Raw genomic sequence first — 25,889 nt, 5'->3', positions numbered from 1 at the left:
AGAAATCAATTCTATATGAATTACACCCAACAGCTTCTCTAAATTTAAACCCTAAAAAAATCCCAAACTCCTTTCGGAATTTGGGATTTTACTTTTACCATTTCCTCCCGAAGTATCGGGATTGGAATTTGGAATTTCTTTATTGAGATTTTAAATCTTAATGAGTATGTTTAGGATTAAAACCATCTTCGCTTAATTCTGTTGGCGTATAATCCGCGAACATTTCAGTTTCGTAATTGATTTTTTCTCCTTTAGAGAATTTATGAATAATTTTCTCCATGATATTATAGATTACCGGAACTACAATTAAGGTAAGGAATAAAGAAGAAATCAATCCTCCGATAATTACCCATGCCAAACCGTTTTTCCATTCAGCTCCTGCTCCTGATGCCAATGCAATTGGGAACATACCAAATACCATCGCAATAGTTGTCATCAAAATTGGACGCAAACGAGCGTGGTTGGCCTGAATTAATGCTGTTCGGATAGATTCACCTGCAGCTCTTCTCTGGTTGGTGTAATCGACCAACATGATCGCATTCTTACACACCAGACCGATCAACATGATGATCCCCAAAATCGTAAAGATGTTCAATGAGTTGTTGGTCAAAGCCAGGGCTAACATCGCACCGATAAACGAAAGCGGGATAGCAAACAATACGACAAACGGGTGAACGAAGCTGTCATAAAGTCCAACCATTACCAGGTAAACCAAAATAATAGCGGCTAATAAAGCGATTCCTAAAGTACCAAATCCTTCCGATTGGTTCTCCTGATCACCACCCCAGATGTAGTTTACACCAGCAGGTTTTTTCAGTTTGTCTAATTTTACTTGCCATTGCTGAACGATTGTTCCTGACGGTACTCCAACGTTTTGTCCTTTTACCGTTACCGAAGCCGATTTATCTCTACGCTCTAACTGGCTAGGTCCTGATCCTTCTGTAATGTCGGCAAACTGAGACAGTTTAATTTGTTGACCGGCTGCATTGATAAAGATCAGATTACTAACGTCAGTAATACTTTTTCTGTCAAAAGCATTGTATCTGATGTTGATGTCATATTCGTATTCACCAGCTCTGTATTTACCATCGGTATTTCCACTAAAAGCAGTCTGCATGGTTAAACCAACTGTTTGAAGTGTTAAACCTAATGCTGCCATTTTATCACGATCTACCTTAACGTTGATCTCCGGGTTTCCGTCCTCAACCGTTAATTTAATCTCTGTCGTTCCCGGAATCGTACGTAATTCTGCTTCTGCCAGTTTCGCAAATGCCATCGCACTTTCTGTTGACGGACCTGTTACGATCAATCCTAATGTAGCATCCTCAGCAGTTCCTAAGATACCTACCGGAACTGTTTTTACTTTAGCTCCAACCAGTACTTTTTCTAACTTACGTTTGATTTTTGCTGCATAAACGTTAGCATCATCTGTACGGTCTTTTTGCTCGATCATTTTTACATCAATCTCTGCTTTGTAAGCCGTTGCTTGCGATGCTCCAAAACCTTCACTGGTTTGTCCTACCGTTGTAATCTGACTGTGCACATATTCCTGTGCTTTCAAATATGCTTCTGCCTTTTGGGTCATGAAGTTGGTTTGCTCTAACGAAGCGTCTTTCGGCATTTCGATCTGAACTAAGAACTCCCCACTATCAGAAGAAGCAAAGAACTCTCCTCCAATAAAACCACCGGCCATTAAACCAATTGTCGAAGCAAAAAACAATACAATTACTACTGCAAATGTTTTAATATAATGGTCCAGACACCAGGTTAACAAGTGAGAAACCCAATCCGTGAAACGTGTCAAATAACTTTCGAAACCAAGAATGATTCTTCCAAATAAGTTCTTTCCTTCAATATGCTCTAATTTACCATAACGAGATGATAACCATGGAATAATTGTAAACGAAGCTAAAAGCGACAACATGGTCGAAATAATTACCGTAACACAGAATTGTGTAATAATATCAGAAACCAAACCAGAACTCATCGCAATAGGCAAGAATACCACCACAATTACTAAGGTAATCGAAGTTACAGTTCCTCCAATTTCTGCTGTTCCGTCGTACGAAGCACGAATTCGGCTTTTACCCATCTCCATGTGTCGGTAGATGTTCTCCAATACCACAATCGCATCATCCACAAGAATACCTACCACAAGAGAAAGTCCTAATAAACTCATTAAGTTCAGGGTGTATCCCATTAAATAAATACCGATAAAAGTAGCAATCAAAGATGCCGGAATCGATACCATTACAATCAGCGAGTTTCTGATACTGTGCAGGAAGAACAACATTACAAAAGCTACCAGTATTACCGCAATTAATAAATCGTGTACTACAGAATCTGCCGCCTCTAATGTAAAAATGGTACTGTCTTTTGCTACTTCCAGTTTTAACTGGTTTACTTTATAATCTTTTTCAAGAGTCGCAATTGTTGCTAATAAATGCTCACTTACCGCAACCGCATTAGCATCTGATTGTTTTACAATTTGCAAAACGATCGCACTTTTCTGATCGACACGTGATATTTTTTCAGCAATCTTTTGGGTATCCTGAACATCGGCAATATCACTTAAACGAACCTGAATTCCGTTTTGAGAAGAAACCACTAAGTTTCTTAATTCTTCAACACTTTTGTATTTACCCGCTAAACGGATTAATATTTTTTGCTCACGCGTCTGGATGTTACCCGTTGGGAAATCCAAATTCGAAGTCAGAATGTTTTGTTGTACCTGCGGAACAGATAAGCCGTAACCCTGCATTTTTAATGCGTCAAGGTTTACCTGAATTTCACGCTCTGAACCACCAATAATGTTTACCTGAGCCACACCTTGTACACGGGATAAAATAGGAGCAATTTTTTTGTCAATTAAGTCATAAAATTCTGCTTCGTCCATTTTTCCGTTAGCACCAAGCGTCATGATTGGTAAATCACTCAGCGAGAATTTGGTTAGTGCCGGTGTTTTCACATCATCGGGTAAATCACTAATAATCGCGTTTATTTTTCGCTGTGCATCATTCAAAGAGAAATCCACTTTTGCATTTGAAGTCAGTGTAATCGAAACAATAGATAAACTTTCGTACGATTTCGAGTCAATTTTCTTGACATTCTCCAGGGATGCGATCGCATCTTCAATTTTCTTGGTCACTGTATTTTCTACCTCACTAGGAGAAGCTCCCGGATAGATCGTAGAAATGGTAATAACGTTTTGTTCAAATTTCGGGATCAGCTCATAACCTAACTGGCTGTAGCTAAACAGTCCACCTAATGTTAGAATTGTAAACAATACAATTACTAACGACGGACGTTTTATGGATATTTCGGCTAATTTCATATATGTTATTTTAGGCTGTAGGCTATACGCTGTAGGCTTTAGGCTCTTATTAAAGGCTTAAAGCTTACGGCGTAAGACTTAAAGCGGTACAATTATTTAATAATTTCTACTGAGTTACCGTCTTGCAGGTTAATTTGACCTGTAACTATTACAGTTTCTCCATCAGTTAATCCGTTGATGATCTCTACTTTATCACCCAAAATTCTTCCAGCGGTTACTTTTCTTAATTTTGCAGTACCTTTTTCTACTACAAAAATCTCGTTACTGCTCACACTTCCTACGAATGCATTTCTAGGTACCACCATAAGGTGTTGTTTTTGTTGTTTGGATGCAAAGTTTGCAGTTCCGTACATACCTGCTTTCAGATCATTGTTGGTATTGTTTGTAATTTCAATTTCAACCGGGAAGTTTAAAGACTCATCTGCTTTTGCAGCGATGAAAGTAATTTTTCCTGAAAACGATTTGTCCGGGTAAACGCTTGCTGATACATTAATGTTATCTCCAACTTTTAAACTCGCTACCTGATTTTCGTTTACCGTAACTACTAATTTTAATTTAGAAACGTTTACGATATCAAACAATGCTGTTGCTGGCATACCTGTTAAGATAGATCCCGGCTCAATGTATTTTTTATTGATAAAACCGTTGATTGGCGCTTTTACTCTGGTATCACCAACATCTATTTTAGCTTGTGTATATTGAGATTGTGCATTTGTCAACGCTAATCTTGCCTGATCCAGTTGTTGTTTGGTAACACCTCCTGTTTTAAACGCATTTTCGTATCTGCTATAATCTGATTTTGCATTTTGATACGCTGCTTCTGCTGCCTGTGCGTTTACATTAATAACGTCTCCTCTCATGGTCAATAAGGTTTGACCTACTCTTACGTAGTCTCCTTCTTTAGCCAGAACGCTGATTACTTTTCCTGATTTTTCAGCAGAAAATGTCAATTGCTGGATTGGTTGAAAATTTCCGTTGGCTACGAAATCCAGTGAAACTTCTTCTGTTTTTACAGGAGATACTTTTACGGAAACGGCAGCATTTTTTTCGGCTACGATATCTGTTTTCTCCTTGTTCTCTTTCTTATTATTATTTAAGACATATCCAATCACACCCAGGGCTGCAATTATGATTACGATTGTTATAATAGTTTTCTTCATTGTAATTAGTTATTTAATAAGAGTTTTAAGTTGACCTTTTGATTTGATTAGTGCTACTTCGGCAATTTTGTAATTCAAAATCGCTCTGGTATAATTATTTTGTGCTTCAAGTGATGCGTTTTCTGCATCTAATAAGTCTGTTAAAGACGCCAATCCCTGAAGGTAATTGTTTTTTGTGTTGCTTAAGATTTCATTCGCCAGACGCATATTTTCCTTTTGATTATTAATGGTCACAAGGTTATTGTCCATTTCTGTTGTTGCATTTTTATAATCTAAATCAAGTGAAAGTTTGGTGTCCTTCATATCTTCTTCAAGCGATCTAAGTTCAACATCTGCCTGTCTTACTTTTGCACGGGTTCCAAATCCTGTAAAGATCGGTACGTGCAGGTTTAATGCAATTGCAGAGAAATCGGACCAGTATACTCCCTGAGAAGGTTTAGCAAACCAAGGCATTTGAGGCCCCTGACCAATATAATTGTAACCCGCAGTTAATGAAAGTGTTGGATAATATCCTGCTTCAACTGCTTTTTTATTGAATACTAAAAGTTCCTGTTGTTTTTTCAAAAGCAGATACTCTGTTCTGGTTTCAGTATTAGGTGCTTCTGCTAAAGCAGCCGGTACCACTTCAAATTCTTCTTTTGGAATATCAATTACCGTTTCAATAGGCATTCCCATATAAAACTTTAAAGCATTCTCTTGTAAAGTAATTTGATTTTTAATTTGTTGACGCTCTGTATCAATGTTTGACATTTTTACGATCATACGATCTAAGTCAATTTTCTTAGCCAGTCCGTTATCAAATTGTCCTTTTACGATATCGCGAACTTTAGTGGTATTTACAAAACTACTGTCTAACAAAGTCAGTCTTTCGCGTTGCACATAAACAGAGTAATAATTGTTTGCAACTCTTTCAATTACTTGTTCTTCTGTTAACTGATCGTTTATTTGATAAAACTCACGAGTAGATCTTGCTGCTCTTAATCCTGTAAAAACAGATTGATCGAATAGCGTTTGAGTTAAAGAAACTCCTGCATTTGAAGTCCATTTTTGACCAAATGCCGCCTGAATTGTAGTTCCCGGCTGACCAAATCCCGCACCATCGATTACTGTGGTTTGAATGATCGGATTGTGAGTTAGATTTCCGTTGGCAGAAATTTGAGGTAACGCTCTTGAACGTACTTCCTGAATTTTATACTCACTGTTTTCAACCTGTAATCTTGCTTTTCTCGCATCCGCTTTGTTTTCAAGCGCATACGTAATAGCTTCTTTCAGGGTTAGGGTTTTGACTTGTGCGTTGGCAGTCAAGCCAATAGAACACAAAAATATAAGAATTATTCGTTTCATAGATTGATGATTAAATAGTAATTTTCTTAAGTTGTTTTTCCAATTCCGGTATTCCTTTTTCTGTTGCCATAGCTCTGGTGTGATATTCCAGTGCCTCTAACTCTATTTTTTGTGCTTCCCGTTCTGAAACAGTCGTTTCGTTGATGTGAAAAATAAGGGTGTAATAAAATTTCACATAAATGTCTATATTCAGATCTTTACGATAAAGTCCCTCACGAATTCCTTTTTCAATATTCGCTCTGAACCAATGACTGCACAAATCGATCTCCTGACTCAATATATTTTGATAAATTTCAGGATAGTGCTTTTTCAATTGATAAATAGGAGAAGTATCCATATTATTTTTAAACATATCTCTAAACATTTCTCTGATTTCAAAATTCTCATGAATCGCATTATGACCTTTCGCTACAATTGTATCAATGATTTCATGAACCTGTTTATGAACTAATGATGTGCTCTCTTCAATCAAAACTTCTTTATTACAGAAATATTTGTAGATCGTTTTTTTCGAAATACACATTTCTCCCGCAATATCATCCATTGTAACACTTTTGAAACCAAGTTTTAAAAACAGCTCACTTGCTTTTGATATAATTTTCTCTTTCATTTTAATTTTCAAATTTCATTACAAAGATACTCAGGAAACTAAAATCAAAAAAAACAGTTTCCATGATTTTTGTAATAATTTTACATTAATTTACACATTGGGTAAGATTTATATGCTAAACTCTAAATTTGCAATAAGCTTTATGTCTTTTCCTAAAGCCAAACCTCCATTATGATTGAATGAATTATAATCTAAACCGAAATCCTGACGCTTGATGTCTCCTTTAATTTCAAAAGCAACTTTCTTCTCGCCATTATAGGTATTAACCCCTATAAACTCTGCATCAAGTTCTACTACTTTGGTCACGTCCTTAATGGTTAAGTCACCTTTGAAAAAATTGATATTGTTGTTTACTTTCTGAAAGGAGGTCGATTTAAAGCTGATAATCGGATGCTCGTTTACATCAAACAGGTCCTGAAGCTGTAAAAAAGTATCGATTTGCTGAAAATTATCAATTTTGTTGTTGATGTCAAGTGAAAACTCAACCGATGCATCTTCAATTTCGTTGTCTTCAATGTTCACATAACCACCAAATTTATTTGTAGTTCCTCCCATATAAGCGATTATCGAATGTCTCATTTTAATTAAAACATCTGACTGGCTAGAATCTAAGGTCCATGTTGTTCTCATAAATTACTGATTTTACTGAGGTTATAAATTACTCAACTGTTCCGCGGAAACTATTATAGTGTTCTAAGTTTCCGTTTAACGGTGCAAATATAAACAGGAAACTCTGAATACCAAAAAAGTTTCCAAGTTTTTTCAAAAAAAATTTTAACATCTTACAAAATTGAAGATTAACAGCACATTCCAATCCCTCCCGAATCATTTCAATTTTTAAAAAAAAGGAATAATTGATTAATGAATTGTATCTTTGGGCCACGCAAATCAGAATTTCATTTTATGCACGATATTAGTCAGTACCAGGATTTTTTTATTATTTATTTAAAAAACCAAAGCATACAAAAAGAACCCAAAAATCTTTACGCTCCTATTGAATACATTCTTGGCTTAGGCGGAAAACGCATACGTCCCGTACTTACCCTGATGGCCGCAGAAGTTTTTAACACCTCTTATACCACGGCACTTCCGGCGGCAATGGCTGTTGAAGTTTTTCATAATTTCTCGCTTGTACATGACGACATTATGGATGATGCGCCTTTGCGCAGAGGACAGGAAACGGTTCATGAAAAATGGGATCTCAATACCGGAATTCTCTCCGGTGATGCGATGCTTATTCTGGCTTATCAGTATTTTGAGCAATACGAACCTCATGTTTTCAGGAATTTAGCAAAACTATTCAGCAAAACCGCTCTTGAAGTTTGCGAAGGACAACAATGGGATGTTGATTTTGAACAAAGAAATGATGTTACGATTCCGGAATATCTTAAAATGATCGAATATAAAACCGCTGTTCTGGTTGCGGCAGCCATGAAAATGGGGGCCATTGTAGCCGAAACATCTGAAAAAGAAGGTGATTTAATTTATGATTTCGGATTGAATCTAGGTCTTGCTTTCCAGCTTCAGGATGATTATCTGGATGCTTTTGGAGATCCGGAAACCTTTGGAAAACAAGTGGGCGGAGATATTATCGAAAACAAAAAAACATATTTATATCTTAAAGCAAGAGAATTTTCTTCTCCTGAAAAAGCTTCAGAATTAGAGCAATTATTCAGTTTGCAATTGGACGATAATACAGCTAAAATCGCTACTGCAAAAGCCATTTTTAATGAATCAGGAGCTTCAAAAGCAACGCAGGACGCTATAGAAATGTATACGTTTAAAGCTTTTGAAACACTTGACCAAATGGATCTTACCGCTGAAAAGAGAAACATTCTGCGCACTTTTGGTGAAAATTTAATGGGTAGAAAAGTATAGCTTCGACTTAGTAAACCCGACAGGTTTTAAAAACCTGTCGGGTTTGTTTGATAAACTTTAGTATAAAACCGAGTGTCACCCTGAGCGAAGTCGAAGGCTTGACCAACTTTATTATTAAACCCGACAGGTTTTTGAAACCTGTCGGGTTTGTTATTTTAGGATATTAAAAAAGTACATCGGGATCAACCAGGTCCGATAATTTTTGTTTTAAATCTTCTTCCAAAATGGTTAAACCGTACTGGTACGAAGCGTTCATCCATCCAAAACCTTCTTCGGTTATGAAGTCAAATTCGGTTCCTACGTTTCCGTATTCTGCAAAAATTTTGTGCGAACTGATCGATAAATCAAACTTCTCCGGAATGGTTCCGTTATAATCAACCGCATTTCGGGTAATCAGCCAAAGCCAGCGATACACCATCTCCTGGGCTTCTTCGTTAAAATTATAATTCAGTAAACCCTCCCATAAAAGCATTTGATGCGGCGCCCATCCAAACGGGTAATCCCATTGTCGAATTGGGGCGTTTTCGCCTATATCTGCAATAGATTCTTTGGTGCTTCCTGCAATTCCACCTTTCATTTTAAACCTTGGAAGTGTCTTTTTTACCAGAATTTCGGCCTGTTCCTGTGTACTTATTTTTGCCCAAAGCGGATAAAATGTCGGAGCTGCCTCAAAAAAATGCTGTTCCTCACTTACAAAATTATAGTCGAGATAACAGCCGTATTCTGAATTCCAGCACAACTGATTGATCTTTTCTTTTCTGGAAGCCGCTTTTGAAAGCCAATATTCGCTTGAAAAAGATTTGTCTTCAAAATATTGAAATTCATCTTTAAAATACTTTTTAATCAAAAACGCAATATCCGTTTCGTATTTATAAAGCAGACTATTAATGGCAACCGTATTCAAGTTCGCACAAACGCCAACGAGTCTGTTTGTGGTATCATGGCCGCTTTCGCGCATGCTTCGGTCGTGAATAAAATACTTATCCAATTCGGCATCCACCACTTCTCTCTCCAGGTATTTTTTTTCGAATTCGCGTGTAGACAAATTGTATTTTGGCGCATATTGCTCGAGAATATCATCAAAATGACCTTCTTCTACCTCAAACGGCAAGCCGATTCCTTCTGCTTTATAACGATTCAGTCCATTGGCCGTAAGCCTTTTGCCTTCCTCCATCCAAACCGTCCTGTATTCTTTGATCGCAGTTTTTAAATGTCTTTCGATCCAGAAAATATCAGGATTCGAATTTTCTAAAACATCTCTGATCAGCGAAGTATAAAGCGGTGGCTGGGTGCGGGTTAAATAATAACTGCGATTGGCATTTAGTATTTTTCCGTAGTGATCAATCTGGTATTTAAAGTTCTCGGCAATGCCCAAAGCCAGCTCTATTTTATCATCGATTAAAAGTCCCTTGGCAATAAAATAACTGTCCCAACCGTACATTTCATTAAACCTTCCACCCGGGACGACAAACGGAACTCCTGAAATTTCATTGTTTTTAATTTGAAGCGCCAAAGCCAGAATCCCTGGCTTTTGGTTCAGTGACAATACATATTCCGGTGAAATATGTTTCGGCAGCTGTACCACTTTTAACTTTGGTGTTATGGCTTCTAGTTTTTTGAAATAATCAAAAACAATTTCATCCCCAAAAGGCACATACAAATACGAAATAGCATTTTCGATCTTATTGTCTTCCAGTATTTTTTTTACGCCATTGGCATCAATAGTACGCGTCAGCCCCTTCCAATACAGGTTTTTTATTTTTCCTGAGATTCTTTTCACAGGATCTTCAATGATTTGATCCAGACTAATCTCGGCAAATTCAGCATTGTCTTTTTTAGCCAAAGCCAATTCCTGCAACAGGTTTGAAAGCTGATAGGTTCCTTCAATAACCGTTGAATTTCCTTCCTCATCGTTGAGTACAAATTTCTTTGGCCCCTGATCGTCAATCGTTATTTTTTTATCGCCATCAGTATCTTCCTGAGCCAATAGTTTTTCGATAGTTTGGGAGATATGTAGTTTAAATTTCATCTTTTGCAGTTATTTTTTTAAGAATAAAAAAGGATACTAATAATAAAGACATTGGAATCAAAGTAAAATAGAATGCCTTTTCAGGCCCTTCATTTTTAAACAGCCAACCTGTTATTCTGGAGCCTAATGTCCCGCCAAGAGCCGAGAAAATCACGATTAATCCCGTCATCGAACTTTGCAGATTTTTGGGCAGCGCACTTAATACAATCGAATTTAACAAAGGATAGATGGGCGCAATAAACAATCCGATTAAAGGAAATGCAAAACCAATTAAGGGTATGTCTGAGAGGGTATTGATGTTTTTCACTTCCAGTCCAACTGTTTTTGGAAGTACAAAAATCACAATCAGCATGGCCGAAAAAATACAGAAACTTAATACCCAGATCCAATTTACCTTCTTGGTCACAATTCCCGCAATCAATCGTCCCACTGCCAGTGAAATAGCCAAAATACTGGCCATCATAATACTGATGTTCTCCGGTAAATGAAGCACTTTTGTATTGAATGTAGGCAGCCAGGAAAGAATTCCCTGCTCAATCATCACAAACAAAAAGACACTGATAACAAAGATAACTGTTAGCAATTTTGCCATTAAACGAAACATCTGCATGAAATCGTCTTTGAGGTTTGCTCCCGCGGCGACTTCGGTTTCTTCAAATTTTACAAAAAACAAAAACAAAAATGACAATAAGGATAGTCCTGCCAGAAACCAATACACATTCAGCCATGAATTGGGATCGTCTTCATTGTTAAAAGCCGGAAATAAAAAATAAGCCAGCGCGATTCCAACCATAAAAAACCCCTCAATACTGCTCATCAGGGCGTTGTGTTCTTTTTTGGTTTCGGTTACTGTACCAATCAACGAATACACCGAAACTTTAATCAAAGCAAATGAAACTCCAACAGTTGCAAAAAGAATTTTAGCATTGTCGAATGAGTTTCCAAAATACATAGAAATACAGGCCAGCGTAACCAGTCCCAAACCAATCAGCATCGATTTTCGATAGCCGATTCTGGGTAAAAAAGAAGCTATAAAAAACGACACAATTGCAATAGGCATGTCTTTAAAAGCTTCGAGAATGCTCGCCTGAACTTCATCTACACCGTAATTTTTCTGCGATTTTAAAATCACAATACCTACACTATTTAACAAAATAGCGAAGACAAAATAATTAAGGTAAAGAGAGATTTTGATTCCTATGTTTTTCATTTTTTATTGGTTTGTTTTTTTATGAAATGTTTCAAGTTTCAAGTTTCAGGTTTCAAGTTTCAAACACACATCTCACATTTCACATTTCACATCTCTTAAAAATTAATCGCAACCGAAAATCTAAAAGCACGTCCTAAAATAGGTCTAGCCATAAACACATCGCTTGCGGCTGATGTAGTTTGTCTTGGATCACCTTCAGTTAAGCCAATTTCATTGAACAAGTTCGAAGCATCAACGGCAAAACGAAGATTATGATAGGTATAATTTAAACCTGCTCCCACTTCTTTATACGCTGGCAAAACTTGTTTGTTATCCTGATTCGTGAACTTTTTATCGTAGTAAGAAAACTGAACATAGGCTGTGAAATCTTTTGTAATATCTACTTCCGGTCTTAAGTTACAGAAAAACTTAGGTATTCTTCTGGCTGTGTTTCCGTTGAAATTAAAAGTCGATCCGTCGGCATTGGTACCTGTAAAATTATCGTACTCCGGTTTTTGAACGGTAAACGTAAAGTTCAGTTTTACCATTTCATATCTCGCATTGGTTTCTACTTCAAGACCAATATTGTTTACATCGGCAAATTTATTTTCAGAAGTTCCATCCGATAAAATATCTGTAAAGGCAACATTTTTTAAGCCCATATGAAACAAATTGGCATTCACATTAAAGAAAGAATTAGAATACTTATACCCCAACTCAAACTGATTCACCTCGGTGTTTTCCAGTTTGCTCAAATCGGCTGCATTATCATAAAAAGACTCTTCGATTGGCGATCTGAAACCATGACTGTAACGTACATACGAAGCCATATTGTCATTGAATTTGTAGTTTCCGGCAGCAGTATACGACCATTCGCTCACATCATATCTCCAGTAAGTATAAGGATTTCCCTTGACAGTTGTTACCTTATCATCGGCCGTATTGTTGTCTAAAATTCCTAAATTCTCTGCAAAAAAACGAGCATTGTCTCTGTACCCCGAATACTTGTCTTTGTTGTATCGTAAACCGGCATTGAAAGTCAGATTGTCTGTTGCTTTGATTTCGGCATCGGCATAAACATCATTCAAAAGTCCTTTGGTTTGAGCATCTCTTTCTAACCAGGTAATTCTTTCCACCCCGTTCCAGGTATGATTTACTCCTGATGTATTGTCTTTTACATTTAACAATCTCGGATTATCTGAAACCCCTACCAAATACGAATTCCAGTTCCAGTATTGATTCGATTTCCAATTTGAATAGTAGTATCCTGCTGTTAGTTTTACCGGATCTAAATCAAATGCAAAAGAGAAGTTATTGGCAAAATTGCTCATCTTTTTCTCGATATGCCAAAGATCTGCTCTCATGATTAAAACGTTTGGATCAAGTGTTGCGCCGTTGTCTACATAAGAATAGGTCAGGTTACTGGCCGTTGTATTCTGAACATCTGTCGCATAAGCGCTTTGTGTCCACGGGCCTCCATTTGGAAAAATAGCATTGTAATTCAAATTGATACTCGTTTGTTTAAAAGCATTTTTAAAAGTCACTTTCTCCGATATCTTCTTTTTAAATTCAGCACCAATCGAATTGATTATCGGATGAGAACCGTCTTCTAAATCGGCACTAAAAGTTCCGCCACCGTATTGAGGCACATTTAAACGACTGAAATTTACTGAGGTCAATGTTCCATAATTAGGATTGAAACCCGGAATTCCTTCGATTTTTCCATTATTACTTTTTAACGGAATTGGCAGGTAGAAGGTATTTCTGTCGTCAAGGTGCTTGAAGTTAATTCTTAAATAATCGTTATCATCAAATTTATACGTGATGTTTCCTTTTATCTGTCCTCCTTTATTCGCGGTAAAACCTGTGTTTCTTACCCCATTATCGGCTCTGTAGAAACCTCCTATATTAAAGAACAATTTGTCCTGGATTAAAGCACCCGATAAATTAAGGTCGGTACGAAACATTCCGTAATCTGAAGTCGAGAATTTAGCTCTTCCCTGAAAGTCATTCTGACCTGTCTTAGAAATGAAATTAATGATTCCACCCGGAGCATTATTAGCAAAAATAGATGCCGAACCTCCACGAACTGCTTCCATTTTGCTCACGGTTTCGTCTAATCTGTAAAAAGTATCGGCATTCGCAAATTGCAAAGCACCATCTTCAAAAACCGGTAATCCGTCTTCCTGAATCTGCACATACTCATAGGCTCCTGCAGACGGAATTCCTCTTGCAAAAAGGTTGTTTCCAATTTCTCCTCCTGAGGCTTCCACCACAAATCCGGGAATAGTCTGTAATAAAGCTGCAGTACTTGCCGGAGCTCTGTCTTCGATGGCCTTAGCGCCCATTGTAGTAATAGCCACACTAGATTCTAATTTAGACCTCGGACTTGAAGATCCCGTTACCACAACTTCTTTCAGACTTTGGGACTCTCCTTCAAGGAGTAAGTTTGCCTCTAAAGATTCTCCTTCTTTTACTGTAATTTGTTTTCCAAAGGTTTTGTAACCAACATTGGTTGCTACAATGGTATAATCTCCCGCGGAAACATTCGAAAATACAAACTTTCCGTTTTCATCCGTAATGGTATTTTTATCTGTTCCTTTAAGCGAAACATTGGCTCCCGGAATCGTTTGGCCGCTCTCATCGAGTACCTTTCCGGAAACGGTATTTTTATTCTGGGCAAACAGTTGGTTTGGAACAGAAATTAAGCACAATATCAAAAATAATATGCCTAAATAAGAATGTTGCTGTTTCATGATTTTTTGGTTTAGTTAGTAAATCTTTCATTTGTGAATGTAAACTTACTCAAGGAATTAACTCTAATTTAAGAATTCTAAATCGAAAACGTTTTCGAAATGACCTAAAACGTTTTCGGAAGTTAATTTTTTACTAATACACTTTATTTTTTAGTACTTTTATTTCATGAATGACACAAAATTAATAGATATTGCCTCAGCATTAGGAATTTCGGTTACCACAGTTTCAAAAGCACTAAAAGGCTATACCGATATTAGTAAGTCTACACGTGCCCGGGTGATCGAGATGGCCGAAACCATGAATTACATGCCCAATTCGGTTGCGGTAAACCTCAGAACCAATGAAACCAAAACAATAGGCGTTATCATTCCGGCTACCGTGCATCATTTTTTCTCAAGTGTCTTAAACGGTATCCTCGAAGAAGCCGAAAAAAGAGGGTATCTTGTCATTATATTACAATCCAATGAAAAATATGAACTCGAGAAAAAACAGCTGGCCTTATTAATTCAAAAGCGTGTTGACGGGGTTTTGATGTCACTCTCTAATGAAACCGATGATTTCTCTCATATCAATGAAGCGATCCGTAAAAACACTCCTGTTGTTTTATTTGATAAAATTGCCAAAAGAGTCGATTGCTCCAAAGTCGTTATCAATGATGCCAAAGCAGCATTCGACGCCGTTTCTTACCTCATTAATAAAGGATTCAAAAAGATCGCACATTTTAGGGGCTCTTACGTTCCGCAAAATTCCATTGACCGGTTTTTAGGATACAAAAGAGCTCTGGAAGCTCACGGAATCGAATACGATTCAAAACTGGTTTATGTGTGTGATAACAATACCGATTTTGAAGATGGTTACGAAAATGCTCAAAAAATAATGACCGAACACCCAGACATAGACGCGATTTTTGCCATTACCGATTTGGTCGCTATCGGAATTATCAAATACTTTAATGAGGCCGGAATCAAAACACCCGAACAGGTAGCGGTTTTTGGATTCAGCAATTGGTTTATGAGTACGGTTATATCGCCCAAACTAACTACCATTGACCAGCCCGGCTTTGAAATGGGCCATCAGGCGGTTTCACTTTTAATAGATGAAATTGCAGACCTGAAAGAACATCGGCCGGTGACCCATCAAATTATTGAACTCCCGACAAGAATCATTGAAAGAGAATCAACCGTTAAATGATTTTTTAGTTTTAACTTTGCGTCAATTCTTAAAAAGCATCAATGTTTCCGATCCCTGAAAATACCGATTTTTTATTGGCTGATGCCGAAAAAGAAAACCTATATCTTAACCTGATTGAACAAATTAATAAAGATTTTAATTTGGCAAATGAAGGAATCGATTTCCCGTTAAGCATTTCTCCCGACGAACTAAAGATTCAGCTTCACGAGAAGATCTACCGAATGATTCAGTATAAATTTGCCGAATACCTCAATCTGCTTTATATCATTGATGTTTCTGAAGACGAAATCAAAAAACTCGACGGCTCTGATTTGGTTATTCTTGCCGAGCAGGTTTCTTTCTTGATTTTAAAGAGAGAATGGCAGAAGGTTTGGTTTAGGAATTATTATAAGTAGAGGAGCAAAGGTACATAGTTGCAAAGGGGCAGAGGTTTCTCTACTTTGCACCGAAATTTAACTTTAAAACCTTTGAAACTTTAAATAAATAAGGTGCAGAGGCACATAGTTGCAAAGTAGCAGAGATTTTCTTTGCAGCAAAATTTAACTTAAAATTCTTTGAACCTTTATTACTCTTCTTTATAGTGAGATTTGACTTAAAAAACCTTTGAACCTTTGTCGCTCTGAACCTTTGTCCCTCTAAAAGTAAACTCTCACAAAAGGCATAAATCCGGATCCGTAAAGACTGGTATCCTTATTATACAAAACATCGTAGCGTGCGCCAATCGTAACACTTCCGGTTCGGTAACCTGCGCCAAGGTATAGGGCGGTATTCCAGTAATTATCAGAATAACTTGGTCGATAAGCAGTCGATTTATAATCGGTATTTACCCGAACCTGTTCTAATTCGGCAGACAATTGAATTTCAGGAATCGGATTCACGAGTCCAATCAGACTTCCCCCATAAACAAAAGAGCTGTAATAGTTTTTGGAAGACAAATAACCAAATTGTAATCCAACACCAACAGATACAATTTCGTTTACATTATAGATGGCACTTGGCAAAACGGAAATATCGGTATATCCGGAACCAATTCCTAAACCAAGACCTCCTCCAAATTGAACTTTATCCCAAAAAGGATTGCTGTTGTCTATGACATATTTTTGCTGTGCCATTACAGAACTTGAAAATAAGACTACCAAAATCACAAAAAAAGTTCTGAAAACGATTGAAATTTGATTTTTATCCATAGTTGGGTCTATTTTTAACAAATTTTTACGTAAAAGTACGTAAAAAAAAGATTTAAATAAATGTGATTGTTGTACTTTTGCGATTCTATTTAACAAAAAGTATATTCACTCATATTATGGATAGGTTTTCATTTTTAAATGCAGCGCATACAGAGTTTTTCGCACAATTATATGATCAGTATTTAGTAAACCCAGATAGCGTTGAGCCAAGCTGGAGAAGTTTTTTTCAAGGTTTCGACTTTGGACAAACGACTTATAATGACGAAAATCCGGTTCAACGAATCGTTGAATACGTGACAAACGACAACGTAGATTGTAGTTTAGTTTCTGATAAATTACAAAAAGAATTCAATGTCCTAAAATTAATCGATGCATACCGTACGCGCGGGCACTTGTTTACCAAAACAAACCCAGTTCGTGATCGCAGAACATCGTCTCCAACTTTAGACATCGAAAATTTCGGATTAACAACTGCTGATCTTTCAACAGTTTTTGATGCTGCTCAGGCAATCGGAGTAGCGCCTTCTACATTACAGGATATTGTAACACGTCTTCAGACTATTTACTGCCAGCATATTGGTATCGAATACATGTACATCAGAAATCCCGGCGTTGTAAAATGGATCCAGGACAAACTGGCTGTAAATGTAAACCAGCCAAACTTCTCTTCTGAAGAAAAGAAAACAATCTTAAATAAATTAAACCAGGCCGTATCTTTCGAGAACTTCCTACACACTAAATATGTAGGTCAAAAACGATTCTCATTAGAAGGTGGAGAATCTATCATCCCGGCTTTGGATGCTTTGATCGAGCAGGCTGCTGAAAAAGGAGTTGAACAATTCGTAATGGGAATGGCTCACCGTGGTCGTCTGAACGTTTTGGCTAACATCTTTGGAAAATCAACTCAGGATATTTTTGGTGAGTTTGACGGTAAAGATTACGATCAGGAATATTTTGACGGTGACGTAAAATACCACTTAGGTCTTACAGCTGACAAAAAAACAAGAACAGGAAAAAACATCAATATCAATTTAGCACCAAACCCTTCTCACTTAGAAACGGTTGGAGCTGTAATTGAAGGAATCACAAGAGCAAAACAGGACAAGTATTATCCAAACGATTTCTCTAAAGTATTACCTATTGCCGTTCACGGTGATGCTGCAATTGCAGGTCAGGGAATCTTGTATGAGATCATTCAAATGGCTCAACTTGACGGATACAAAACAGGTGGTACGATTCATATCGTAATCAACAATCAGGTTGGTTTTACTACTAACTATCTAGATGCACGTTCGTCTACGTACTGTACCGATGTTGCCAAAGTAACGCTTTCACCGGTATTACACGTAAATGCTGATGATGCTGAAGCTGTAGTACACGCCGTATCTTTTGCATTAGACTACAGAATGCAATTTGGACGTGACGTATTTATTGACTTATTAGGATACAGAAAATACGGTCACAACGAAGGTGATGAGCCTCGTTTTACACAACCGGTTTTATATAAAATCATCGCGAAACATAAAAATCCAAGAGATATTTATGCAGAGAAATTATTGTCTGACGGCATAATCGATGCTACTTATGTAAATGCTTTAGAAAAAGAATACAAATCGGCTATGGAGGAGAACTTAGAAGCTTCCCGTAAAAAAGATTTGACGATTATAACGCCATTCATGAAAAACGAATGGAATGGATTTGTTCAGGTAACAGATACACAAATGCTTGAAAAAGTAGACACTACTTTTGATAAAAAAGGACTGGATTCTATCATCAATACGATCTCGACTTTACCATCAGACAAAAAGTTCATTAGCAAAATAACTAAAATTGTTACGGACAGAAAAGTAGGATACGACAACAATACACTTGATTGGGGAACTGCAGAAGCATTGGCTTACGGTTCACTTTTAACAGAAGGATTTGATATTCGTATTTCTGGTCAGGACGTAGAGCGTGGTACTTTCTCTCACCGTCATGCAGTGGTTAAAGTAGAAGACTCTGAAGAAGAAGTAATTTTATTGAACTCTATTGAGAACAAAAAAGGGAAATTTGGTGTATTCAACTCTCTTTTATCTGAATATGGTGTTCTTGGTTTTGATTACGGATATGCATTAGCCAATCCAAATGCCTTAACAATCTGGGAAGCACAATTTGGAGATTTCTCTAACGGAGCTCAGATCATGATTGACCAGTACATTTCTTGTGGAGAAGACAAATGGAACAACCAAAACGGTATTGTTTTATTATTGCCTCACGGATATGAAGGTCAGGGAGCTGAACACTCTTCTGCAAGAATGGAACGTTACTTACAGCTTTGCGCAAGACACAATATGTATGTTGCCGATTGTACAACGCCAGCCAACTTCTTCCACTTGTTAAGAAGACAAATGAAAACAGACTTCCGTAAACCTTTGGTTGTTTTCTCTCCAAAAAGTTTATTACGTGATCCAAGATGCGTATCAACTGTTGAAGAATTAGCAACAGGAAGTTTCCAGGAAACGATTGACGATACTACAGTAAACAAAAAAGACGTAAAATCTTTAGTATTCTGTACCGGTAAATTCTACTACGATATTGTAGCTGAAAGAGAAAACAACGGAAGAAATGATGTTGCAGTTGTTCGTATCGAGCAATTATTCCCTTTCCCAGTAGAACAAATCAAAGAAATCATCGCACAATATCCAAATGTTGACGATTATGTTTGGGCACAGGAAGAGCCTAAAAACATGGGAGCTTACAGCTTTATGCTGATGAACTTTGACCTTGTAAAATGGAGATTGGCTTCATTAAAAGCTTATTCTGCTCCTGCGTCAGGAAGTTACACACGTTCAAAACGTCGTCATGCTGATGCAATTAGAATGGTTTTCGATAAAAATTTATTCAGATAAAAAAATGTTTCAAGTTTAAAGTTTTCGGTTCAACAACCGGAAGCTTTAAACCATAAAAACCTTAAACAAAAAATAAGATGATTTTAGAAATGAAAGTCCCATCACCAGGGGAATCAATAAAAGAAGTTGAAATTGCAACTTGGTTAGTAAAAGACGGAGATTATGTAGAAAAAGATCAAGCTATTGCTGAAGTTGATTCAGACAAAGCTACTCTTGAATTACCGGCTGAAGCAAGCGGAACAATTACGCTAAAAGCAGAAGAAGGTGATGCAGTAGCAGTAGGCGCTGTAGTTTGTTTAATTGATACAAGTGCAGCAAAACCATCAGGATCTGCTCCGGCAGCTGAAGCACCAAAAGCTGAGGCTCCAAAAGCAGAAGTGAAAGCTGAAGCACCAAAAGCAGCTCCGGTTCAGGCTCCGGCAGCTACAAGTTATGCAGCAGGAACTCCATCTCCGGCAGCAAGAAAAATATTAGACGAAAAAAACATAGCACCGGCAACAGTTTCAGGAACTGGTAAAGGGGGCAGAATCACTAAAGATGATGCGGTAAATGCAGTACCTTCAATGGGAACTCCAACTGGTGGAAGCCGTGGAACTGAGCGTACCAAATTATCAATGTTACGTCGTAAAGTAGCAGAAAGATTAGTAGCTGCTAAAAACGAAACAGCCATGTTAACGACTTTCAACGAAGTTAACATGACACCAATCAACCAAATTCGTAACGAATACAAAGATGCTTTCAAAGCGAAACATGGTGGTCTTGGTTTAGGATTCATGTCATTCTTTACAAAAGCAGTTACAAGAGCTTTACAATTGTATCCGGACGTAAACTCTATGATGGATGGTGATTATAAAGTAGCTTATGACTTTGCTGATATTTCTATAGCAGTTTCAGGACCAAAAGGTTTAATGGTTCCTGTAGTTCGTAACGCTGAATTGTTAACTTTCCGTGGAATCGAAGCTGAAATCAAAAGATTAGCACTTAGAGCACGTGACGGTCAAATTACAGTTGACGATATGACTGGTGGAACATTCACTATTACTAATGGTGGTGTTTTTGGAAGTATGTTAAGTACACCAATCATCAACCCTCCTCAATCAGGAATTTTAGGAATGCACAACATTATCGAGCGTCCAATTGCTGTAAACGGTAAAGTGGAGATTCACCCAATGATGTACGTAGCGCTTTCTTACGACCACAGAATCATCGACGGACGTGAGTCAGTTGGTTTCTTAGTAGCTGTAAAAGAAGCTTTAGAAAATCCGTTAGAATTATTAATGAATGGCGATGCTAAACGTGCTTTAGAATTGTAATTGTAATAATTTTCTACAATCATATAAAACCTGCTCATTCATTTGAGCAGGTTTTTTTTCTTAATATTGCCTTAAAATCTCCTTAAGATGTTAAAATTTTAAACAAACAAAAATTTTAACCCCTAAAAACTATTTTATTTAGAATAAATAAGAATAACTTGTTTAGCTTGTATTCTGCAATTAAATTTGCACTATTCAAATCAATTCTAAATAAAAGATGAAATATAAGTTTACCGTTTCCTTTTTAAGCTTCTGCTTCTTCCTATTGGCCGCTACCACAATTTCGGCACAAGGAAAAGCATCTCTAAAAGGTCAGATTAGCCTAACGAACAATCAGGCTGCCGATAATGTAACCATTGTATTAAAAGGAACCAAGATTGGAACCAACACCGATAGTAAAGGTTTTTACGAAATTAAAAACATCAAACCGGGAAGTTACATCATCAAGGTTTCGGCTGTTGGACATTCTTCCAAAGAAAAAAGTGTTTCTCTTAATGCCGGAGACGAAATCGTAGAAGACTTCACCATCAGTTCAAACTCTGAACAACTGGACGAGATCGTAATCAACGGTCACGGAAAAAAGAATCCGTTGGCTCGTAAAGAAAATCAACAAGTATCAAGATTACCCCTTAAAAATCTTGAAAACCCACAAGTTTATACTACTATTACAGGTGAATTACTAAAAGAACAAGTGGTAACCAATATCGACGATGCACTTAAAAATGCACCGGGATTAACCACACTTTGGGCCTCAACAGGACGTGGAGGAGATGGTGCAGGATACTTTTCTTTAAGAGGTTTTGCCGTTCAACCCACCATGATTAACGGATTACCGGGACTAACAAACGGAAGCCTTGATCCTGCCAACATCGACAGAATCGAAGTAATCAAAGGACCATCAGGAACCTTGTTCGGAAGCAGCTTAATCTCTTACGGAGGATTAATCAACATTACAACCAAAAGACCTTACGATCATTTTGGAGGAGAAATCAGCTATACTGCCGCAAGTTACGGACTAAACAGAGTTACTGCAGACATCAACACTCCTTTAGACGACGAACACAAAGTAAATCTTCGCATCAATTCTGCTTATCACAATGAAAATAGTTTTCAGGATGCAGGATTTAAAAAATCATTCTTTTTTGCCCCATCCCTATCTTACGAAGTAAACGATAAACTTTCGTTTTTTGTGAATACCGAATTCATGAACAATAAAGCTACCAATCCAACCATGTTGTTTTTGGACAGAGGTGCGCCTTTAAGAGTTCACAACATGAAAGAACTTGGATACGACAACAAGCGTTCTTATACCAGCAACCAGCTTGCTATCGAAACTCCATCTTACAACCTGCAAGGTCAAATGGTTTATAAGTTTAACGATGAATGGACCTCACAAACCGTTCTGTCAAGAGGATCATCAAGATCTGAAGGGTATTACTCTTACTTATATGAAGGAACCAAAAGCATTCCGAAAATTACCGAAGGAGTTGTCTTAAATCGTTTTATCAACTACCAGAACTCAACAACCTTAACTACAGATATTCAACAAAATTTTATTGGTGACTTTAAAATTGGTAAGTTAAGAAACAGAATTGTTGCCGGTTTTGACTACTTCAACAACTCTTCGACAGACAACGGAACCAGTTATATTGGTAACGGAAGCATCTATATTGGTAATGCAAGTTTACAAACCGTAAACGAAAATGTTTTCAAAATTACCGATCCAACAAAATACATTACAACCGGTGATAACGGAAATTTATCAAAATCCGGAACGGATGCTCTTTTAGCAAAAGCCACAACCAACAACAACAAAACAAAACAGGAAGTTTACAGTGTCTATGTATCAGACGTAATCAACTTTACGCCGGCATTGTCTGCCATGGCAAGTTTACGTGTTGACCGTTTCATGAACGCAGATAACGGTGGATACAATCAAACTGCTTTTTCTCCAAAATTCGGATTAGTATACCAGCCGATTTTAGATAAAGTTTCTATTTTCGCCAATTACATGGATGGATTCTCTAACGTTGCCCCTGGAGAAGATATGAATGGTGGTGTTAGAACTCCAAGAGTTTACAACCCTGAACATGCCAACCAATTTGAGGTAGGTACCAAACTTAATCTGTTTACTGATAAACTATACGCTACTTTCAGCTACTACGACATTAAAGTTACAGACCAGGTTTACAGCATCAGAACGGATGCTACGAACTCAACTTCTTACCAAAATGGTGGTCAGAAAAACAAAGGTTTTGAAGCCGAAATCGTTTCTAACCCTGTTGCCGGTTTAAACATCGTATTTGGCTACAGCTACAATGACGCGGTATTAACTGCCGGAGATCCTGAATTTGTAAGCTTCAGACCAGAAAGTGCCGGAGCACAAAACTTAGCCAATCTTTGGGCGAGTTACAAATTCCTTGAAGGACCACTACAAGGCTTTGGGCTAGGTTTTGGAGGAAATTATGTAGGAAATAACAAGATCATGAACAGAAAAACGACTGGAGCATTTACAATCCCGGAATACACTGTACTAAACTCTTCTATTTTCTATTCAGCTGAGAAATTTACTTTGACCTTAAAAATGGATAACATCGCCAACGCCGACACTTACGATGGCTGGTCTACCATTCACCCAAGAAACATGAGAAGTGTAGCGGCAAGCTTCGCTTACAAATTCTAATACAAAACAAAAAAACACCTTTCTTTGTACGGAAAGGTGTTTTTTAAATTCTGTCAATCATGATAACAATTGCAAGTCTAATCGTTTTTTTAGCTTTTTACACCCTTTATTACACTTCAAAAAGAGCTGCATTATCGTATGATTTAGGTTTTGAAAAATGGATGAAAAGCAATCCTAAACCAACCAAAATTTTGGGCTTGGGGCTTCTTTTACTCGCTTATGCGCTTTGGCTGTTTACACAATCCTTGTGCTGCGGAACCTTTATGTTCTTCATTCAGCTCATGACCATTGGAAGTCTCATCATCATTTTAGCGCCGCTCAAAAAAATAAGCCGATACGCAATTCTTGCTTTTTTTATACTCGCTGCTTTACTTGAATTTTATTACTACTAACTTATTGCTAACCAAAATATGCCGGCAAATCCAAAATATTTAACCCAATCCAAATGGCAACGATTTGCCAAAATTACAGCTGCTATCTTAGGCGGCTATTTTGTTTCAGTTACTTTTCATTTGGCCTTAGCAGCCTGGTTCAACCGTGCCAACATATTAATGACCATGGCTTTTAGCGGATTCATCCTTTGGGTGGCCCTTATGGTTATTGCTTTCCTGGCCAAAAGCGGATGGAAAATCTGGGGAATCTATATCCTGCTTTCTTTAGTCTTTTCTCTTTTAATATACCTTGGTCAAACCTACAATCCAATAGCAAAATAACCTATGAACAATCGTAATTACAACATCTATTTTCATACCCATACCGTTAGCGGAATTGTAATCAGCGTAGTGCTTTTTGTGATTTTCTTCGCAGGCTCCTTTTCTTTCTTCAGGGATGAAATCATCAATTGGGAAAGAAATGAATCCTCAGCTATCAATAGAGAAATTCAACTGGACTATAATTCGACCCTAAAGAAGCTTGACAAAGAATACGTCCTGCACGGAAGAAATATTACCATTTCTAAACCAAACATAGAACGAAGAGTTGCCATTTATATGGAAGGCACAAAAGACACTTTGGCCCCGAAAGAACAAAAAGAGGGATCCTTCTTCTACCTTGACACCAAAACCTTCAAAACCTTTACCTACGAACAATCTTATTCGCTGGGCGAGTTTTTATACCGTTTGCATTTCCTGGCACAGATTCCTTATCCTGTTGGGTACTACCTATCGGGTTTCACCGCATTGTTCTTTTTATTTGCCATCGTAACCGGACTTTTGCTGCATTGGAAAAAAATCGTTTCTAACTTCTACATCTTCCGTCCGAAAGAAAAACTAAAAACCTTATGGACAGATGCGCATACAGCCTTAGGAATGATTGGTCTGCCTTTTCAGTTTGTATATGCCGTAACAGGAACTTTTTTCATGATTAAACTTTTAATCGTAGCTCCGGCAGTAATGGCCTTATACAAAGGCGATCAGGATAAATTATACAAAGAATTAGAATACACCGATCCTGATTACAAATTCGACAACAAAAAATTAGCCGCTCCATTTAATATCGATCAGCTTGTTGCCAAAGCGAAAAGCAATTGGAAAGACTTTGAAATCACTCGCGTTTTTATTCAGAATTACGGAGATGCCAACATGCATGTTTTGGTTGAAGGCGAAATGTTAAGCCATAAAAAATTCACCGGAATTGGAAAAGTAGTCTATCGAATTGCGGACGGAAAAGAAATCGCCCGAAAAAATCCGATTACGCAAACCAACTATTTAGATGTCGTAAAAAATGTATTATATCGCATACATTTTGGCGATTATGGCGGTTATGCGCTCAAAATTGTAAGTTTCGTTTTAGGCATAATTACCTGTTTTGTCATCATCTCGGGTGTTATGATTTGGTTGGTAGCCAGACAAAAAAACAACCTGCCCGAAAAGAAAAGACGCTTTAATGCGGCAGTAGTTCGAATCTATTTGGCCATATGCCTGAGCATGTATCCGATTACAGCACTTGCTTTTATTGCAGTCAAAATATTCTATCCCCTGACTCAGGACCAGCTATACCTGGTTTATTTTGTGGGATGGCTCCTTCTTACTGTATTTTTTATTCTCAAAAAGAATGATGCTTTTACAAACAAATGCTGCTTGATTTTAGGAAGTATACTAGGTTTTTTAGTTCCGATTACAAATGGAATAGTGTCCGGAATCTGGTTTTGGGATTCTTTCCTGCAAAACAAAATTCAGATTTTCTTTATTGATGTTTTCTGGATCTTCCTCGCTTCCACAACCCTTTATGTGGCGTATTCTTTAAAACCTAAAAAAGAAGCGGTTATTGAAAAATAATTAGAAATACTTGCTCCCCATTAATTTAGCGTATACTTTTACGTTTT

At 37.4% G+C, this 25,889-nt stretch carries 18 protein-coding genes; 9 read left to right on the top strand and 9 right to left on the bottom strand.

All coding sequences use genetic code 11. The features are described from left to right. Nucleotides 1-157: 157 nt before the first annotated feature. The 5 genes from ACN1CN_RS09855 to ACN1CN_RS09835 all read right to left on the bottom strand — a co-directional run bounded on the left by ACN1CN_RS09855 (nucleotide 158) and on the right by ACN1CN_RS09835 (nucleotide 7,078). On the bottom strand, nucleotides 158-3,334 hold the full coding sequence (locus tag ACN1CN_RS09855) for an efflux RND transporter permease subunit (RefSeq protein WP_264525988.1): 3,177 nt from the start codon (nucleotides 3,332-3,334) through the stop codon (nucleotides 158-160). A gap of 92 nt (nucleotides 3,335-3,426) precedes the next feature. After that, nucleotides 3,427-4,494, bottom strand: a complete 1,068-nt coding sequence (locus tag ACN1CN_RS09850; protein ID WP_419135503.1) for an efflux RND transporter periplasmic adaptor subunit — start codon at nucleotides 4,492-4,494, stop codon at nucleotides 3,427-3,429. A gap of 9 nt (nucleotides 4,495-4,503) precedes the next feature. Further along, nucleotides 4,504-5,838: a TolC family protein gene (locus tag ACN1CN_RS09845; protein ID WP_264525986.1), complete on the bottom strand. Its 1,335-nt coding sequence runs from the start codon at nucleotides 5,836-5,838 to the stop codon at nucleotides 4,504-4,506. A gap of 10 nt (nucleotides 5,839-5,848) precedes the next feature. Continuing rightward, nucleotides 5,849-6,448, bottom strand: a complete 600-nt coding sequence (locus tag ACN1CN_RS09840; RefSeq protein WP_264525985.1) for a TetR/AcrR family transcriptional regulator — start codon at nucleotides 6,446-6,448, stop codon at nucleotides 5,849-5,851. A 108-nt stretch (nucleotides 6,449-6,556) separates the two neighbouring features. Beyond that, a complete protein-coding gene (locus ACN1CN_RS09835; protein WP_419135502.1) occupies nucleotides 6,557-7,078 on the bottom strand; it encodes a YceI family protein in 522 nt (173 codons plus the stop codon). A gap of 273 nt (nucleotides 7,079-7,351) precedes the next feature. Here ACN1CN_RS09835 and ACN1CN_RS09830 point away from each other — a divergent pair, with 273 nt between their 5' ends. Further along, nucleotides 7,352-8,326: a polyprenyl synthetase family protein gene (locus tag ACN1CN_RS09830; RefSeq protein ID WP_419135501.1), complete on the top strand. Its 975-nt coding sequence runs from the start codon at nucleotides 7,352-7,354 to the stop codon at nucleotides 8,324-8,326. A 163-nt stretch (nucleotides 8,327-8,489) separates the two neighbouring features. On the opposite strand, the gene ACN1CN_RS09825 is transcribed toward ACN1CN_RS09830, so the two are convergent. From ACN1CN_RS09825 to ACN1CN_RS09815, 3 genes are all read right to left on the bottom strand, one after another. Further along, nucleotides 8,490-10,355, bottom strand: a complete 1,866-nt coding sequence (locus tag ACN1CN_RS09825; RefSeq protein ID WP_419135500.1) for a trehalase family glycosidase — start codon at nucleotides 10,353-10,355, stop codon at nucleotides 8,490-8,492. Next, entirely contained in the window at nucleotides 10,345-11,565 is a 1,221-nt protein-coding gene (locus ACN1CN_RS09820; RefSeq protein WP_419135499.1) for an MFS transporter, read from the bottom strand. Before ACN1CN_RS09820 ends, ACN1CN_RS09825 begins: the two co-directional genes overlap by 11 nt. A gap of 95 nt (nucleotides 11,566-11,660) precedes the next feature. Beyond that, nucleotides 11,661-14,300: a TonB-dependent receptor gene (locus ACN1CN_RS09815; protein WP_419135498.1), complete on the bottom strand. Its 2,640-nt coding sequence runs from the start codon at nucleotides 14,298-14,300 to the stop codon at nucleotides 11,661-11,663. 166 nt (nucleotides 14,301-14,466) lie between these two features. Between ACN1CN_RS09815 and ACN1CN_RS09810 the strand changes: the two genes are divergently transcribed. Both ACN1CN_RS09810 and ACN1CN_RS09805 read left to right on the top strand, forming a co-directional pair. Then, the gene (locus ACN1CN_RS09810; protein WP_419135497.1) at nucleotides 14,467-15,492 is read left to right on the top strand and encodes a LacI family DNA-binding transcriptional regulator; all 1,026 of its coding nucleotides are present in this window, start codon (nucleotides 14,467-14,469) and stop codon (nucleotides 15,490-15,492) included. A 41-nt stretch (nucleotides 15,493-15,533) separates the two neighbouring features. Beyond that, nucleotides 15,534-15,887 (top strand): hypothetical protein, encoded by a 354-nt coding sequence (locus ACN1CN_RS09805; RefSeq protein WP_264525979.1) that lies wholly within the window; start codon nucleotides 15,534-15,536, stop codon nucleotides 15,885-15,887. Nucleotides 15,888-16,127: 240 nt separating this feature from the next. On the opposite strand, the gene ACN1CN_RS09800 is transcribed toward ACN1CN_RS09805, so the two are convergent. After that, nucleotides 16,128-16,679: a hypothetical protein gene (locus ACN1CN_RS09800; RefSeq protein WP_291284944.1), complete on the bottom strand. Its 552-nt coding sequence runs from the start codon at nucleotides 16,677-16,679 to the stop codon at nucleotides 16,128-16,130. Nucleotides 16,680-16,795: 116 nt separating this feature from the next. Between ACN1CN_RS09800 and ACN1CN_RS09795 the strand changes: the two genes are divergently transcribed. From ACN1CN_RS09795 to ACN1CN_RS09770, 6 genes are all read left to right on the top strand, one after another. After that, nucleotides 16,796-19,570, top strand: a complete 2,775-nt coding sequence (locus ACN1CN_RS09795; protein WP_264525976.1) for a 2-oxoglutarate dehydrogenase E1 component — start codon at nucleotides 16,796-16,798, stop codon at nucleotides 19,568-19,570. 77 nt (nucleotides 19,571-19,647) lie between these two features. After that, nucleotides 19,648-20,883 carry a 2-oxoglutarate dehydrogenase complex dihydrolipoyllysine-residue succinyltransferase gene (gene odhB / locus ACN1CN_RS09790; protein ID WP_173965343.1) on the top strand — a complete coding sequence of 412 codons (1,236 nt, stop codon included), beginning with the start codon at nucleotides 19,648-19,650 and terminating at the stop codon, nucleotides 20,881-20,883. 217 nt (nucleotides 20,884-21,100) lie between these two features. Continuing rightward, the gene (locus ACN1CN_RS09785) at nucleotides 21,101-23,566 is read left to right on the top strand and encodes a TonB-dependent receptor domain-containing protein (protein WP_419135495.1); all 2,466 of its coding nucleotides are present in this window, start codon (nucleotides 21,101-21,103) and stop codon (nucleotides 23,564-23,566) included. Between the two features lie 59 nt (nucleotides 23,567-23,625). Beyond that, nucleotides 23,626-23,958, top strand: coding sequence for a hypothetical protein (locus tag ACN1CN_RS09780; RefSeq protein WP_264525974.1), 333 nt, complete (start codon nucleotides 23,626-23,628; stop codon nucleotides 23,956-23,958). A gap of 18 nt (nucleotides 23,959-23,976) precedes the next feature. Next, the gene (locus ACN1CN_RS09775; protein WP_264525973.1) at nucleotides 23,977-24,279 is read left to right on the top strand and encodes a hypothetical protein; all 303 of its coding nucleotides are present in this window, start codon (nucleotides 23,977-23,979) and stop codon (nucleotides 24,277-24,279) included. 3 nt (nucleotides 24,280-24,282) lie between these two features. Then, complete coding sequence (locus tag ACN1CN_RS09770; RefSeq protein ID WP_419135494.1) at nucleotides 24,283-25,842, top strand: PepSY-associated TM helix domain-containing protein; 1,560 nt, start codon at nucleotides 24,283-24,285, stop codon at nucleotides 25,840-25,842. Nucleotides 25,843-25,889: the final 47 nt, after the last annotated feature.

Origin of the sequence: Flavobacterium sp. T12S277, assembly GCF_048514875.1 — a bacterium.
GTDB lineage: Bacteria > Bacteroidota > Bacteroidia > Flavobacteriales > Flavobacteriaceae > Flavobacterium.
This window is presented reverse-complemented; position numbering and strand designations above follow the sequence as displayed.

Bases quoted from the DNA above. Each gene is read 5' to 3' on its own strand.
- ACN1CN_RS09850 (WP_419135503.1), bottom strand. From the start codon at position 4,494: ATGAAGAAAACTATTATAACAATCGTAATCATAATTGCAGCCCTGGGT.
- ACN1CN_RS09775 (WP_264525973.1), top strand. From the start codon at position 23,977: ATGCCGGCAAATCCAAAATATTTAACCCAATCCAAATGGCAACGATTT.
- ACN1CN_RS09830 (WP_419135501.1), top strand. From the start codon at position 7,352: ATGCACGATATTAGTCAGTACCAGGATTTTTTTATTATTTATTTAAAA.
- ACN1CN_RS09840 (WP_264525985.1), bottom strand. From the start codon at position 6,448: ATGAAAGAGAAAATTATATCAAAAGCAAGTGAGCTGTTTTTAAAACTT.
- ACN1CN_RS09795 (WP_264525976.1), top strand. From the start codon at position 16,796: ATGGATAGGTTTTCATTTTTAAATGCAGCGCATACAGAGTTTTTCGCA.
- ACN1CN_RS09770 (WP_419135494.1), top strand. From the start codon at position 24,283: ATGAACAATCGTAATTACAACATCTATTTTCATACCCATACCGTTAGC.
- ACN1CN_RS09820 (WP_419135499.1), bottom strand. From the start codon at position 11,565: ATGAAAAACATAGGAATCAAAATCTCTCTTTACCTTAATTATTTTGTC.
- ACN1CN_RS09805 (WP_264525979.1), top strand. From the start codon at position 15,534: ATGTTTCCGATCCCTGAAAATACCGATTTTTTATTGGCTGATGCCGAA.
- odhB (WP_173965343.1), top strand. From the start codon at position 19,648: ATGATTTTAGAAATGAAAGTCCCATCACCAGGGGAATCAATAAAAGAA.
- ACN1CN_RS09835 (WP_419135502.1), bottom strand. From the start codon at position 7,078: ATGAGAACAACATGGACCTTAGATTCTAGCCAGTCAGATGTTTTAATT.
- ACN1CN_RS09780 (WP_264525974.1), top strand. From the start codon at position 23,626: ATGATAACAATTGCAAGTCTAATCGTTTTTTTAGCTTTTTACACCCTT.
- ACN1CN_RS09845 (WP_264525986.1), bottom strand. From the start codon at position 5,838: ATGAAACGAATAATTCTTATATTTTTGTGTTCTATTGGCTTGACTGCC.
- ACN1CN_RS09815 (WP_419135498.1), bottom strand. From the start codon at position 14,300: ATGAAACAGCAACATTCTTATTTAGGCATATTATTTTTGATATTGTGC.
- ACN1CN_RS09785 (WP_419135495.1), top strand. From the start codon at position 21,101: ATGAAATATAAGTTTACCGTTTCCTTTTTAAGCTTCTGCTTCTTCCTA.
- ACN1CN_RS09855 (WP_264525988.1), bottom strand. From the start codon at position 3,334: ATGAAATTAGCCGAAATATCCATAAAACGTCCGTCGTTAGTAATTGTA.
- ACN1CN_RS09825 (WP_419135500.1), bottom strand. From the start codon at position 10,355: ATGAAATTTAAACTACATATCTCCCAAACTATCGAAAAACTATTGGCT.
- ACN1CN_RS09800 (WP_291284944.1), bottom strand. From the start codon at position 16,679: ATGGATAAAAATCAAATTTCAATCGTTTTCAGAACTTTTTTTGTGATT.
- ACN1CN_RS09810 (WP_419135497.1), top strand. From the start codon at position 14,467: ATGAATGACACAAAATTAATAGATATTGCCTCAGCATTAGGAATTTCG.